Here is a 13,086-nt window from a genome sequence, read left to right as displayed (position 1 = left end):
TGTAAAGCGCTAACCTGCCAACGTGTTTCCTATGTCCGCGCACACCTGTTTCCAAGGTCCCCGGTCCATACAGCGAAGCAAAAGAAAGTAGCTCGCCCGCCGGGGCGAGACCCGGCCCCGGGAAATAAACCAAACCCAGCAGCCAATTCAAAGCGTATGACTGCGATCCCCCTCAACAAACCCCATCGCATCCCAAGGCTCGCCAACAGCAAAGCCGACGACCTTGAACAGCTCCCCCATCTCATGCTCATGAATCAACCGCGCAGCCATCGCCCGCTCAGCGACAGACCCGGCTTCCATCCGAGCCAACAACCCGCAATTCAGCAGAAAGCGCGCCTGACTCGTATAACCCAGCACCTCAAGCCCCGCGTTCTGGCCAGCCAGCGCGATCCCGGTGAAGTCGACATGCGCAGTGATGTCCTTGTAGCCCACGTCGGACAGCGGATCACCATCAGCCTGATGCGCCCGATGGCACATCACCGTACCCATGTGCCGCTGCGGGTGGTAGTACTCGGCCTCGGGAAACCCGTAGTCGATGAGAAAAGCCGCCCCCTTCCGGAGCCGGTCCGCCAGCGTCGCGATAAACGCCCGGGCCTGCGGATGAGCCTCCGTCAGGTAGTCGTGCTCGCCAGCCACATCGAGCGGCGGGCGAAGTTCGGTGGAACGATCCGCCCAGATCCAGCCGTCATCACTCGCATTGCGCACCACGCCACGTTCGAACCACTGCCCTCCCACACGCGCCAGCAATTGCACTGGCATCGCATCGAGCACCTCGTTTCCGACAACCACGCCTTCCATCGACTCGGGCAGTTCGTTCAGCCACTCGACGCGATCCGCATACCGCACCAGCGCCTGCTGCTGCCGCTCTCGCAGCGTCCCCGACAGATCGACGATGCGATAGCGCACATCGCTACGCCCCATCTCATCGAGCGCATGCAGCAGCTGAACCGCCAACGCACCAGAGCCGGCACCGAATTCCCACACCGTATCGGTCCCCGTCTTCTCCAGCGCCTCGGCCACCTGCGCCGCCAGGGTCTGGCCAAACATCGGCGTGAGTTCCGGCGCCGTCACGAAGTCGCTGCCCGAAGACGGCATGTGTCCGAACTTGGCCGAAGTGTTGGCGTAGTAGCCCAGGCCGGGCGCATACAACGCGAGTGCCATGAAGCGGTCGAACCCGATCCATCCACCCGCGCGTTCGACGGAACGCGCGATGAGGTGATCGAGGGCGGTAGGTAAACTGCTGGGGGTCGTCTTTGTCGTCACAGCGCCATTCTCCCTCTCCCCGCATGAGCCCCGTTTCCCAAGCCCCTGCCTCCCGCCGCACCGTTCTCGTCACGGGCGCAGGCCGCAGGCTAGGCCGCGAGATCGCGCTGGGGCTTGCCGCAGGCGGCTGGCAAGTGGCGGTGCACTACCGGACTTCGCTGGCGGAAGCCGAGCAAACAGTGGCCGACTGCGCCGCGCTCTCGGGCGACTCGGCCCTGTTCGCCGCCGACCTCGAGGACGAACAGGCCACGCGCGCCCTGCTGCCCCGCGTGGTCGCGCGCTTTCGCGGCGTCGACGCCGTGGTGCACAGCGCGGCGCTGTTCGAACACGACGAAGCTGCCACCTTCGGCTACGCACTCATGGAGCGCCATGCGCGCAGCAACACCGGTGCGGCCATCCTGCTGGCGCAGGCGCTGCATGAACACGTGACGGCGCGCGACGCGCAAGGCGCGGTCGTCCATCTGCTCGACCAGAAGCTCTGGAACCCGAACCCCGACTTCCTGAGCTACACGCTGTCGAAGGCCGCGCTCGAAGCCGCCACGCCGATGCTGGCGCTGGCCCTTGCGCCGCGCGTGCGCGTGGTGGGCGTGGCGCCCGGCCTCACGCTGGCAAGCCACATGCTGGACGACGACAAGTTCGCGCAATTGCACAAGCTGTCGCCGCTGGGCCGCTCTTCCACACCAGACGACGTGGTCGCCACTGTGAAGTTCGCGCTGGAGAACCGCTCGATCACCGGCACCACGCTGCTGGTGGACGGCGGCCAGCACCTGATGAAATTCGAGCGCGATTTCTCGCTCATGTGAGCACCACCACCATGTCCATTCCCTCGCAAGGCCACCAGACACTCACCCTCCAGGGCCTGCGCTTCGACGCCAACCTGGGCATCCTCGAACAGGAGAAGACGGCGCCGCAACCGATCCTGGTCGATGCCGAACTCAACCTCGGCCCACAGCCGCTGCTGCCGCAGGACGACGACATCTTCCACGTGCTCGACTACCGCAAGGTGCGCCGCATCATCATTGACGAGTGCACGGCCGAGCACGTCAACCTGCTCGAAAGCCTGATCGGCAAGCTGGTGCAGCGCCTGCTGCAGCTGCCCGGCGTGCTGGGCGTGCGCGTGAAGATCGCCAAGCTCGAAATCTTCGACGACTGCGAAGTGGCGATCCGCATGGAAGCAGGCGAGTGGTGAAGAAGAACAGCGCCTCAGGCTGCTGAACCACAGGCCACGGCGGGCTTGACGGCCACCGGCCACATCCGCACGGCAAGCGCACCCAGCCCCGACACCGCCCCCAGCAAGGCCACGGCCGACCAGCCCCACTGCGCCAGCACCAGGGCGCCAAGCGCGGAACCCGTGGCCATGCCGATGAACACGCCGGTGAAGAACACCGCATTGAGCCGGCTGCGCGCACCGGGGTCGATGCCGTAGACCACGGTCTGGTGCGCAATCAACGCGGCCTGCAGCCCGAAGTCGAAGCCGATGGCACTGGCCACGATCAACCCCAGCCGAGCGGCAGGCGCCATCAGCGGCGCAAACAGCATGGCCGCGAACGACACCACGACAAGCACGGCGCCCATGCGGATCACCAACTCGGGGCCACGGCGGTCCGCCAGGCGCCCGGCGAGGGGTGCGGCCAGCGCACCCGCTGCGCCGGCCAGGCCGAAGGCCCCGGCAGCCGCGCTGCCGAGATGGAACGGCGCGCCGTGCAGCATCACGGCCAGCGTCGACCAGAAGGCGCTGAAACCCACCGACAGCAGGGCCTGCGCAAGGGCGGCGCGGCGCAGTGCGCCATGGCGCTTCCACAGATCCGCCAGCGAGCCCAGCAACGCGCCGTAGCCCAGCTGCGTGGTCGGGCGCAGGTGCGGCAGGCCGCGCGCCGCGGCAACGCCGATGAACGCAATGCTGGCCGCCGCGACCACGAACATCGTGCGCCAGCCGAAGTGCTCGGCCACGAAGCCGCTGAGCACGCGCGACAGCAGGATGCCCAGCAGCAGCCCGGTCATCACCGTGCCGACGATCTTGCCGCGGTGCGCTTCGGGCGCCAGCGTGGCGGCGGCCGGCACCACATCCTGCGCCATGGTGGCCGCAAGGCCGATGACGAGGCTGGCCGCCAGCAGCGGGCCGACCGAGGGCGAAAAAGCCGCGCCGAGCAACGCCAGCACCAGCACCGCAGCCTTGACGAGGATGATGCGGCGCCGGTCGAAGCGGTCGCCCAGCGGCGCCAGCAGCAGGATGCCGAGCGCGTAGCCTAGCTGCGTGAGCGTGGGCACGAAGCCCACGGAGCGGGCCGAGGCGCCGATGTCGGGCCCGAGCACGCCCAGCATGGGCTGGCTGTAATAGAGCGCCGCGACACCGAAGCCGGCGCTGGCGGCCAGCAGCAGGATCAGCGAGCCGGGCAGTCGCTCATGCGTTGATTGAATGAAAGACATGGTATTAACCCTAATAACCAGAAAGCGAGGGCTGGAGTTTGCAGGGTAGTAGCGGCCAAAGGTAGGCTCCCGGGCCGAACAATTGATATACGCTCGGCGCATGCAAAAGCCCGCTCCCGCCGACCGCATCGAGCTGATGCAGACCTTCGTGCGCATCGTCGAGGCCGGCAGCCTGTCGGCCGCGGCCACGCAGATGGGCACCACCCAGCCCACCGTGAGCCGCCGCCTGCAGGCGCTCGAGCGCTCGCTGGGCGTGCGGCTACTGCAGCGCTCCACGCACGCAATGAAGCTCACGGAAGACGGCGAGCGCTGCTTCGACCGCGCCAAAGAGCTGATCCAGAGCTGGGGCGCCTTCGAGGCCGAGCTGCGCGGCGTCGGCGACCAGCCCGAGGGCCGGCTACGCGTGGTGGCGCCGCATGCATTCGGGCAGCAGTTGCTGGTCGGCCCGCTGGCCGAGTACCTGCAGCGCCATCCGCAGGTGACGGTCGAATGGCTGCTGCACGACAGCCCGCACGACCAGACGCCCGACTTCATCGCCGAAGGCGTCGACTGTGCGATCCGCGTCGGCGAAGTGACTGACCCGGCCGTGGTGGCGATCCGGCTGTCCGAGGTGCCGCGCATTGCGATTGCTGCGCCTTCTCTTTTCGAGGGTGCGGCCGCCGTACCCATGCACCCCCGCGAGCTGGAAGCCCTGCCCTGGCTGGCCGCACGCAACTTCTACCGCACAGAGGTCGTGCTCACGCACGAGACCACCGGCGAGGTGTGCCGCGTGCCGATCCGCCCGCGCATGACTACCGACAGCCTCTACGCCCTGCGCAGCGCCGTCGTGCTGGGCCTGGGCGCGGGCGTGTCGTCGACATGGATGCTGACCGAGGAAATCGCCGCGGGCCGGCTGCTGCATCTGGTGCCGCAGTGGCGCGGGACGCCCGCGCCGGTGTACCTGGCGTACCCGTATGCGCGCTTCTACCCGGCGAAACTGCGGCTCTTCGTGGAGGCGATGCGCACCGCCTTTCCCGCCGCGTAGCGTGCGGAATGGGGATCGGGGACAATCACCCCCTTCCCCCGACTCCCCGAAGTAGCCAGCCCATGAACGCCGTCTGGATCGACGAGGCGCCCGCCGCCGCCGACGCCACTGTCAATTCCCTGAAGATCGAGCGCGAAACGCACAAGCTCGAAAAGCGCCTGTGCCGCCAGGTCGGGCAGGCCATCGTCGACTACAACATGATCGAAGAAGGCGACAAGGTCATGGTGTGCGTCTCGGGCGGAAAGGACAGTTACGCGCTGCTCGACATCCTGCTCAAGCTGAAGGCGCGCGCGCCGATTCACTTCGACATCGTCGCGGTCAACCTCGACCAGAAGCAGCCCGGCTTTCCCGAAGAGGTGCTGCCCAAGTACCTGAGCGACCTGGGCGTGGACTTCCACATCGAGAACCAGGACACCTACAGCATCGTCAAGCGCGTGATTCCCGAGGGCAAGACCACCTGCGGCCTGTGCAGCCGGCTGCGCCGCGGCATCCTGTACCGCGTGGCCGACGAGCTGGGCGCCACCAAGGTCGCGCTGGGCCACCACCGCGACGACATGCTGCAGACCTTCTTCCTCAACATGTTCTTCGCCGGCAAGCTCAAGAGCATGCCGCCCAAGCTGGTGAGCGATGACGGCAAGCACATCGTGATCCGCCCGCTGGCCTACGTGGCCGAGAAAGACACGGTGCGCTGGGCCCAGCACCGCGAGTTCCCGATCATTCCGTGCACGCTGTGCGGCAGCCAGGAAAACCTGCAGCGCAAGCAGGTCGGCGAAATGCTGCGCGAGTGGGACAAGAAGTACCCCGGCCGCGTGGAGAACATGTTCACCGCGCTGCAGAACGTGGTGCCTTCGCACCTGCTCGACGGAACGCGGCACGACTTCAAGGGTCTGAAGGCGACCGGCGTGGCGGATGACGACGGCGACAAGGCCTTCGACACCCCCTCCTTCGATCTGCTCTCCCAGGCACCTGCCGCCCTGCGCATCGTCCAGGGCTGACCGGGCAACCCAGGGGAATTTTGGGCTTTGCGCCCGGAGACCCTCATGAAACTTGCGTTCTCTGCTCTTCTTCTTGCAGCAAGCCTGACGGGTTGCGCCACCTCCTGGGTGGTCGACAGCGACGTCAAGAGCTTTGCCTCCCCCGGCACCGTGGCGCCCGGCGCCACCTACCGCTTCGACCGCCTGCCCTCGCAGCAGGCCGACGGCGCGCGGCAGGAATCGCTCGAAGCCATGGCCGCCGCGGCGCTCGACAAGGTCGGCCTGCGCCGCGACGACGCCAAGCCCCAGTACACCGCGCAGATCGGCGCACGCGTGACGGCTGGCCTCTCGCCCTGGGCCGATCCGTGGCTCTACAACGGCCCCTGGGGTTATGGCTACGGCGGCTATGGCTACTACGGCCGGCGCTGGTACGGCGGCGGCTGGTATGGCGGCCCGGCGTTCGCGCCGCCGGCCAACCCCTGGTACGAGCGCGAGGTGAGCGTGGTGCTGCGCGAGGTGGGCTCCAACCGCGTGGTCTACGAAACCCGCGCCCGCAACGACGGCCCCTACACCTCGAGCGCGGCGATCCTGCCGGTGATGTTCCAGGCCGCGCTGCAGGGCTTTCCGAACCCGCCGCAGGGCGAGCGCCGGGTCAACATCGAGCTGTCGACGGCCAAAAAGTAGCGCTTCTAGAATCCCGCGAATGGAAGAAGCCACCCGCCTGATCGCCGTTCGCCACGGCGAAACCGCCTGGAACGTCGACACCCGCATCCAGGGGCAACTCGACATCGGGCTCAACGAGACCGGACTCTGGCAGGCACGGCGCGCCGGCGGTGCGCTGGCTGACGAGCCGATTGGCGTCGTCTACGCCAGCGACCTGTCTCGCGCCTGGCAGACCGCCGAGGAAATCGCCAAGCCACATGGCCTGGCCGTACAGCCCGAGCCGCGCCTGCGCGAGCGGGCCTTCGGACATTTCGAGGGCCTGAGCTTTGCCGAGATCGAAGCCACGCTGCCGGTGCAGGCCAAGCTCTGGCGCGAGCGCGACCCCGAATTCGAACCCGAGGGCGGCGAGAGCCTGCTGGTGTTCCGCGATCGCGTGACGGGCGTGGCTACCGAACTGGCGGCGCGCCATCCGGGCGAGCTGGTCGTGCTGGTCGCGCACGGCGGCGTGATGGACGTGCTCTACCGCGCAGCCACCCGCCAGGAGCTGCAGGCGCCACGTACGTGGCAGCTGGGCAATGCAGCCATCAACCGCATGCTGTGGACGCCGGAAGGTTTCAGCCTCGTGGGCTGGAGCGACATCGCCCACCTGGCGGCGGACACGCCGCTCGATGAGCCCACGACCTAGCGCGACGGCACGATGGGCCGCTTGCCTTTCTCCGACCCGGGCAAGACGCTCCCATGAAAAGAACAAATTCGCCCCCCTCGGCGTACGCCAGTTGGGATGCATCCCAGACGCTGTCTGCGCCGTGGACCGACGCCACGCATCTGGGAAGCTTCGTCACCCTGGAGGCCGGCGACACCATTGCGCGCGAAGGCGAACGGCACGACTACTTCTATCTTTTGCGATCGGGGTTCGTTCACTCCACGATCCAGCGAAGCAACGGCTCGGAGTTCCTGCTCGAGATCTTCGGACCGGGTGCGATTTTTGGCGAAGGCCCGGCGTTTGCCGACAGTCCTCGGCCCACGACGATCCGGGTGGTCGCGCCGGCCATTCTCAGTCGCTATCGCCCGGCGGAAGTCGCGCAGCAATTTTCGGAGCTTCCCGAACTCGCGACCTCGTTGATCCAGCTGCTCGGCTTCAAGAATCACATGATCGTCGCCAAGCTTGCCGGGGTGGCCTCGGCGGCGCCCAAGGAGCGGATCATCGATTTGCTGCTGCGTGTGGCACGCCTGCCATCAGCGCAGGCATCGAAACAACTCACCGTCGATCTGACGCATGAGCAGATTGGCGCCATGACGGCATTGAGCCGCGTCACCGTCACCCGCACGTTGAATGCGCTGGCGGGACACGGGCTCATTGAAACGCGGGCCCGGCAGGTCAGCATCCCGAATGCGCCGGCCTTGCGGCGTTTCCGCGATGCGTCACCGTAAGAAAAAAGCCCACTTCCTGTATCGCTGGATACCGTCGAGACCTTCACCCATCGCCATCATTCATCCCGTCACACACATGGATGGGAAGAGCGGAGGAGGGAACGGGAAGAGCCGTTGGAGAAGAGGCCCGCCTTCAATTGACGATGGCCCGGGTGTGACGTTTCGCAGGACTGCCAAAGTCCTTTCTGGCCGGGTGGCTCACGCTCATGACCATCCGGCATCTTTTGGATCGCCGTCAGGCGTGCGAGGCGGCGTGACCGCCCGCTGCAGCTTCGGCCTTGGCCTCTCCCGGCAGGTCGACCATCGGCCCCGTGCCGCTGTAGCGGTCCAGCGCCAGGTAGATGGCCGGCGTGATGTACAGCGTGATCACCTGCGAGAAGATCAACCCGCCCACCACGGCCACGCCCAGCGGCTGGCGCAGTTCGGCGCCGGCGCCCAGGCCCAGCGCGAGCGGCAGCGCGCCCATCAGCGCGGCCAGCGTGGTCATCAGAATCGGGCGGAAACGCAGGCGGCAGGCCTCGCGGATCGCGTCCACCGGCTGCATGCCCTCGGTGCGCTGCGCGTCGAGGGCGAAGTCGATCATCATGATCGCGTTCTTCTTCACGATGCCGATCAGCAGCAGGATGCCGATGGTCGCGATCAGCGTCAGGTCGAAGCCGAAGATCTTCAGCGAAATCAGCGCGCCCACCGCCGCCGAAGGCAGCCCCGCCAGAATCGTCAGCGGGTGGATGTAGCTCTCGTACAGCACCCCCAGCAGCACGTAGATAACGAGCACCGCCAGCACCAGCAGCACGGCCTGGCTCGACTGCGAACTCTGGAACACCGCCGCATCGCCGCCGTAGGTGGTGATGATCGACTGCGGCATCTTCAGCTCGTCCTTGAACTGATCGATCTTCGCGGTCGCGTTGCCCAGCGGCACGTCGGGCGCAAGATTGAATGACACCGTCACCGCCTGCAGCTGGCCCTGGTGGTTGACCGAAGTCGGGCCCACGGTGCGCTTGACGGTCGAGAAGGCCGACAGCGGCACCAGCCTGCCCGTGGTGCTGCGCACCGACAGACGAGAGACGTCTTCCTCGAACTGGCGGTCGTTGTCGGCGGCCGAGAGGATCACCTGGTAGGTATTGCTCGAGCCGTAGATGCTGCCGATCTGCCGGTCGCCGTATGCGTTGTAGAGCGCTGTGCGCAGGTCGCCCACGGCCACGCCGAGCACGCCGGCCTTGTCGCGGTCGATGTCGAGCGTGGCCTGCAGGCCACGGTTCTGCGAGTCGCTGGTCACGTCGCGGAAGGCCGCATCGGCCCGCATGCGCTCCATGAGCTTGGTGGACCAAGGCACCATCTCGCCCGCGTTCACGCTCTGCAGCGTGTACTGGAAACGCGCCTTGCTCTGGCGGCCGCCCAGTCGCAGGTTTTGCACCGGCTGCATGTAGACAGCAATGCCCGGAATCTCGCGGAAGCGCTGGCGCAGCGATTCGAGCACCTTCGCCATCTGCGGGCGCTCGCTGCGCGGCTTGAGCACCGCGAACAGCCGGCCGGAGTTCTGCGTGGCCGTGGGTCCGCCGACACCGACGAAGGAGCTCACGTAGTCGACGCTCGGGTCGTCCTTGAGCGTGGCGGCCACGCGGTCTTGCAGCGCCTTCATGGCGGTGAATGAAATGTCTTCGGCCGCTTCAGTGGTGATCTGGATCTGGCCGATGTCTTCCTCGGGGAAGAAGCCCTTCGGGATGGTCGCGAACAGCCAGCCCGTGATGACGAAGGTCAGCGCCGCCATCATGAGCATCACCTTGCGATGCCCGAGCGTCCAGTCGAGCGTGCGCATGTAGCCGCCGTGCACCGCGCGGTAGCCGCGCTCGAATGCGCGGCCGATGGCGGTGCCCGGCTCGGGGTGTTCTTCTTCGTGGTCGAGCGCGCCTTCCTTGCGCGGCACCTGCTTGAGCAAGCGACTCGCGAGCATCGGCACCAGCGTGAGCGACACCACGGCAGACACCAGCACCGCCAGCGCCACCACCACCGCGAACTCGTGGAACAGCAGGCCGATCACGCCCGGCATGAAGAAGATCGGGATGAACACGGCCACCAGCGAGATCGAAATCGACACGATGGTGAAGCCCACCTCGCGCGCACCGCGCAGCGCCGCCGCGAACGGGTCCATGCCCTTCTCGACGTAGCGCATGATGTTCTCGAGCACCACGATGGCGTCGTCCACCACCAGGCCCACCGCCAGCGTGATGCCCAGCAGCGAGATGTTGTCGAGGCTGTAGCCAAAGGCGTAGAGCAGTGCCACCGCGCCGATCAGCGAAATAGGAATGGTCGCGGCCGGGATCAGCGTGGCCACCAGCCGGTGCAGGAACAAAAAGATCACCAGCACCACCAGCGCGATGGTGCCGAGCAGCGTTAGTTGCACGTCGTGCACGGCCTCGCGGATCGACAGCGAGCGGTCGTTCACCATCTGGATTTCTACCGACTGCGGCAACTCGGCCTTGAAGCGCGGGATGAGCGCGCGCACCGCGTCCACCACTTGAACAGTGTTGGCGTTGGGCTGGCGCTGCACGGCGAGCGAAATCGAGTCCTGCCCGTTGAAGCTGCTGGCGGTCTTGACCGATTCGAAACTGTCTTCGATGGTCGCCACTTCGTCCAGCCGCACCGGCGCACCGTTGCGCTGGCCGACGATCAGCTTGGCGAAGTCGGCCGCCTTCATGAGCTGACGATTGGCCTGGATGGTGAGCGTCTGGCGCGGGCCGTCGAGCACGCCGACCGGCGTGTTGGCATTGGCCGAGTTCACGGCCTTGGCGAGTTCGTCGAGCGTGATGTTGCGCGCGTTGAGCAGGTCGGCGTTGGCCTTGATGCGCACCGCAAAAGCCTTGCGGCCATACACGCCCACCTGCGCCACGCCGTCGATGGTCGAGAGCGTGGGCGAGATCAGGTTCTCGGCGTAGTCGTTGAGTTCCGACGGGTTCATCGACGGCGAGATCAGCGCGATGAACAGCACCGGCGCATCGGCCGGGTTCACCTTGCGGTACGAGGGCAGCTGCGTGAGCTCTTGCGGCAGCTGGCGCTGGGCGCGCAGCAGCGCGGCCTGCACGTCGACGGCGGCGGCGTCGATGTCGCGGCTACTGACGAATTCGAGCGTGAGCGAGGTCACGCCCTGCGTATTCACCGAGCTGATGGTCTGCAGGCCCGGGATGGTCGAGAACTGCTTTTCGAGCGGCAGCGCCACCGACGACGCCATGGTGTCCGGACTCGCGCCCGGCAACTGCGCGTTGACGTTGATGACCGGCGTGTTGTAGCTGGGCAGCGCGGCAACGGGGATGCTGAAGTACGCAAAGATGCCGATGACCACCACGGCGGCAGACAGCAGCACCGTCATCGCGGGACGACGGATGCAGAGCTCCGAAATGTTCATGCGCGTTCCTGCGTCGGCGGCTTGATGTCTGCACCGTCGGAAGACGCCGCACTGCCCGGCGTGACGCCGGTGGTGCCATTGCCAGGTGCTGCAGGCTCGGCGGGCGCACCCGGCGCCTTGACATCGACGCGGACCTTGCCACCCGGGCGCACGTTCTGGCTGCCCTCGATCACCACCTGCTCACCGGGCTCCACGCCGCTGACCGCGACCTGGGTGCCGAAGGTGTGCAGCGTTTTCACCTTGCGGCGCGTGGCGGTCTTGCCCTCGTCGACCACATAGAGCGAAGTTCCCTCGGACAGCATCATCAGCGCCGCGGCCGGCACCACCGTGGCGCCATTGAGCATGCGCACCGTGATGCGCGTGCCGACGAACTGGCCCGGCCACAGGCTCTGGTCGGCGTTGGCGAACACGGCCTTGGCGCGCACCGTGCCGATCTGCGGATCGACGGTGTTGTCGACGAAGTCGAGCGTGCCGCTCAGCGGCGCCTTGCCGCCGGTGACGACGGCCTCGACCTTCGAACGCGAGCGCGCGGCCTCCAGCAGGTCTTGCAGGTTGCCTTCGGGCACCGGGAAGCTCACTGCGATCGGGTCGAGCTGCGTGATGGTGACCAGCGACAGGGTCGGCTGCACCAGCGTGCCCGGATAGATGTTGACGGCGCCGATGCGCCCCGCAATGGGCGCCCGCAGCGTGGCGTAGCCCAACGCCACCTGCGCCGACTGCACGGCCGCGCGGTCGGCGGCCACGGCGGCGCGCTGTGCTTCTAGCTGGGAGAGCGTGGCGTCGGCCGCGCTCTTGGCGATGAAGTTCTGCGCCACCAGGTCCTGGCTGCGCTTGTACTGGCGCTCGAGGTCGGCCATGGTGGCCTCGTCTTTTTGCTGCTGCGCGCGGGCGCGGGCGAGGTTGGCCTGGTCGTTACGGTCGTCGAGCGTGAAGAGCAGTTGGCCGGATTTGACGAACTGGCCTTCCTTCACGTGCACCGCGCTCACCGTGTTCGTCACCTGCGGGCGCAGGTCGACGCTGTTGAGAGACACCACGCTGCCGTTGACCTGCACGGTCACCGGCACGTCCTGCTTCTGCGCCGTGGCCAGCGTCACGAGCGCGGGCGCGCCACCGCCGCCGTTGGCGGTCGGGGCCTTGGCACTCTTTGTGGCGGACTTGTCGCCGGACATGCTCCACCACCCGCCTGCGACGGCTACGATCAACACACCCGCAAGGGCGACCGCGACATTTTTCTTCATGGGTTCTTTGTGCACTTTGGGCTGACAGCGACTATTGGATCAGCGGCTGACTCTCGGTGTTCATGGGGCCCGTAAAGAAATGTAAAGCAGGTCAACCCAAAGCCCCGCATAACTGACTGTGGCCGGCGCGAGAGAACCACACCCCCTCGCTAAAATCGCCGCTCCACAGCCTCTGGATAAACCCCATGAACCGCTGCAAGACAATCACGAATGCTCTCACTTTCATAGCAGTTTGCACAGCAGCCATTGCTGCCGCAGGCCTTTTCCCGCTCACCGCCAGCGCCCAGGACGAAGTGCCCCGGCCGCAGACCCAGAACGAATCGCTCGTTGGCGGCCGCACCTTCCCTATCGGCACTTTGCGCGGCAAATTCATGGTGACCAACGCGCCCGAGGTCGAGCTCGACGGCAAGCCCGACCGCCTGGGCGCTGGCGCGCGCATCCGCAGCGGCCAGAACATGCTGGTGATGCCCGGCGCCATCATCGGCCAGAAGTACCTCGTCAACTACACGCGCGACGCCGCCGGGCTGCTGCGCGAGGTGTGGATCCTCACGCCCGACGAAGCCATGGCCAGCCGCGAGTCGCTGGACAAGCCGCTTCTGAACATCTGGCCGTTCACCTCGAACGACACCGTCAACACGCAATAACGCAGCGGCGCGCCGCGCGCAC

The 13,086-nt window shown here is 66.7% G+C and carries 12 protein-coding genes; 8 read left to right on the top strand and 4 right to left on the bottom strand.

The genetic code is table 11. From position 1 onward, the window contains the following. Window positions 1-147: 147 nt before the first annotated feature. On the bottom strand, window positions 148-1,263 hold the full coding sequence (locus tag ACSFBF_RS29625; protein ID WP_435473230.1) for a class I SAM-dependent methyltransferase: 1,116 nt from the start codon (window positions 1,261-1,263) through the stop codon (window positions 148-150). Window positions 1,264-1,286: 23 nt separating this feature from the next. On the opposite strand from ACSFBF_RS29625, the gene ACSFBF_RS29620 reads away from it, so the two are divergent. Both ACSFBF_RS29620 and ACSFBF_RS29615 read left to right on the top strand, forming a co-directional pair. Beyond that, the gene (locus tag ACSFBF_RS29620; protein WP_435473228.1) at window positions 1,287-2,066 is read left to right on the top strand and encodes an SDR family oxidoreductase; all 780 of its coding nucleotides are present in this window, start codon (window positions 1,287-1,289) and stop codon (window positions 2,064-2,066) included. A gap of 11 nt (window positions 2,067-2,077) precedes the next feature. Further along, window positions 2,078-2,452, top strand: a complete 375-nt coding sequence (locus ACSFBF_RS29615; RefSeq protein ID WP_435473256.1) for a dihydroneopterin aldolase — start codon at window positions 2,078-2,080, stop codon at window positions 2,450-2,452. A 14-nt stretch (window positions 2,453-2,466) separates the two neighbouring features. Here the strand turns inward: ACSFBF_RS29615 and ACSFBF_RS29610 are convergent, their stop codons facing one another. Then, on the bottom strand, window positions 2,467-3,690 hold the full coding sequence (locus tag ACSFBF_RS29610) for an MFS transporter (RefSeq protein ID WP_435473226.1): 1,224 nt from the start codon (window positions 3,688-3,690) through the stop codon (window positions 2,467-2,469). Window positions 3,691-3,790: 100 nt separating this feature from the next. On the opposite strand from ACSFBF_RS29610, the gene ACSFBF_RS29605 reads away from it, so the two are divergent. The 5 genes from ACSFBF_RS29605 to ACSFBF_RS29585 all read left to right on the top strand — a co-directional run bounded on the left by ACSFBF_RS29605 (window position 3,791) and on the right by ACSFBF_RS29585 (window position 7,782). Beyond that, window positions 3,791-4,714 (top strand): LysR family transcriptional regulator, encoded by a 924-nt coding sequence (locus tag ACSFBF_RS29605; protein WP_435473224.1) that lies wholly within the window; start codon window positions 3,791-3,793, stop codon window positions 4,712-4,714. Between the two features lie 62 nt (window positions 4,715-4,776). Next, window positions 4,777-5,709, top strand: coding sequence for a tRNA 2-thiocytidine(32) synthetase TtcA (gene ttcA / locus ACSFBF_RS29600; RefSeq protein ID WP_435473222.1), 933 nt, complete (start codon window positions 4,777-4,779; stop codon window positions 5,707-5,709). A 45-nt stretch (window positions 5,710-5,754) separates the two neighbouring features. Further along, window positions 5,755-6,372: a DUF4136 domain-containing protein gene (locus ACSFBF_RS29595; RefSeq protein ID WP_093056161.1), complete on the top strand. Its 618-nt coding sequence runs from the start codon at window positions 5,755-5,757 to the stop codon at window positions 6,370-6,372. 19 nt (window positions 6,373-6,391) lie between these two features. Further along, window positions 6,392-7,036 carry a histidine phosphatase family protein gene (locus tag ACSFBF_RS29590; RefSeq protein WP_435473220.1) on the top strand — a complete coding sequence of 215 codons (645 nt, stop codon included), beginning with the start codon at window positions 6,392-6,394 and terminating at the stop codon, window positions 7,034-7,036. 53 nt (window positions 7,037-7,089) lie between these two features. Continuing rightward, on the top strand, window positions 7,090-7,782 hold the full coding sequence (locus tag ACSFBF_RS29585) for a Crp/Fnr family transcriptional regulator (protein WP_435473218.1): 693 nt from the start codon (window positions 7,090-7,092) through the stop codon (window positions 7,780-7,782). Window positions 7,783-8,017: 235 nt separating this feature from the next. Here ACSFBF_RS29585 and ACSFBF_RS29580 read toward each other — a convergent pair whose 3' ends face one another. Together ACSFBF_RS29580 and ACSFBF_RS29575 are read right to left on the bottom strand one after the other, a co-directional pair. Beyond that, window positions 8,018-11,182 carry an efflux RND transporter permease subunit gene (locus ACSFBF_RS29580; protein WP_435473216.1) on the bottom strand — a complete coding sequence of 1,055 codons (3,165 nt, stop codon included), beginning with the start codon at window positions 11,180-11,182 and terminating at the stop codon, window positions 8,018-8,020. Beyond that, complete coding sequence (locus ACSFBF_RS29575; RefSeq protein ID WP_435473254.1) at window positions 11,179-12,351, bottom strand: efflux RND transporter periplasmic adaptor subunit; 1,173 nt, start codon at window positions 12,349-12,351, stop codon at window positions 11,179-11,181. Before ACSFBF_RS29575 ends, ACSFBF_RS29580 begins: the two co-directional genes overlap by 4 nt. A gap of 254 nt (window positions 12,352-12,605) precedes the next feature. Here ACSFBF_RS29575 and ACSFBF_RS29570 point away from each other — a divergent pair, with 254 nt between their 5' ends. Further along, the gene (locus ACSFBF_RS29570; RefSeq protein ID WP_435473214.1) at window positions 12,606-13,064 is read left to right on the top strand and encodes a hypothetical protein; all 459 of its coding nucleotides are present in this window, start codon (window positions 12,606-12,608) and stop codon (window positions 13,062-13,064) included. The last annotated feature ends 22 nt before the right edge of the window (window positions 13,065-13,086 follow it).

The organism is Variovorax nivicola (genome assembly GCF_051216475.1).
GTDB lineage: Bacteria > Pseudomonadota > Gammaproteobacteria > Burkholderiales > Burkholderiaceae_C > Variovorax.
Note: the sequence above shows the minus strand (reverse complement) of the source record. Positions and strands in the feature narration are given on the sequence as shown.

What these genes read in the sequence shown, in the direction of transcription:
- ACSFBF_RS29620 (WP_435473228.1), top strand. Translation starts at nt 1,287, where the DNA reads ATGAGCCCCGTTTCCCAAGCCCCTGCCTCCCGCCGCACCGTTCTCGTC.
- ACSFBF_RS29615 (WP_435473256.1), top strand. Translation starts at nt 2,078, where the DNA reads ATGTCCATTCCCTCGCAAGGCCACCAGACACTCACCCTCCAGGGCCTG.
- ACSFBF_RS29610 (WP_435473226.1), bottom strand. Translation starts at nt 3,690, where the DNA reads ATGTCTTTCATTCAATCAACGCATGAGCGACTGCCCGGCTCGCTGATC.
- ACSFBF_RS29605 (WP_435473224.1), top strand. Translation starts at nt 3,791, where the DNA reads ATGCAAAAGCCCGCTCCCGCCGACCGCATCGAGCTGATGCAGACCTTC.
- ttcA (WP_435473222.1), top strand. Translation starts at nt 4,777, where the DNA reads ATGAACGCCGTCTGGATCGACGAGGCGCCCGCCGCCGCCGACGCCACT.
- ACSFBF_RS29595 (WP_093056161.1), top strand. Translation starts at nt 5,755, where the DNA reads ATGAAACTTGCGTTCTCTGCTCTTCTTCTTGCAGCAAGCCTGACGGGT.
- ACSFBF_RS29590 (WP_435473220.1), top strand. Translation starts at nt 6,392, where the DNA reads ATGGAAGAAGCCACCCGCCTGATCGCCGTTCGCCACGGCGAAACCGCC.
- ACSFBF_RS29585 (WP_435473218.1), top strand. Translation starts at nt 7,090, where the DNA reads ATGAAAAGAACAAATTCGCCCCCCTCGGCGTACGCCAGTTGGGATGCA.
- ACSFBF_RS29580 (WP_435473216.1), bottom strand. Translation starts at nt 11,182, where the DNA reads ATGAACATTTCGGAGCTCTGCATCCGTCGTCCCGCGATGACGGTGCTG.
- ACSFBF_RS29575 (WP_435473254.1), bottom strand. Translation starts at nt 12,351, where the DNA reads ATGTCCGGCGACAAGTCCGCCACAAAGAGTGCCAAGGCCCCGACCGCC.
- ACSFBF_RS29570 (WP_435473214.1), top strand. Translation starts at nt 12,606, where the DNA reads ATGAACCGCTGCAAGACAATCACGAATGCTCTCACTTTCATAGCAGTT.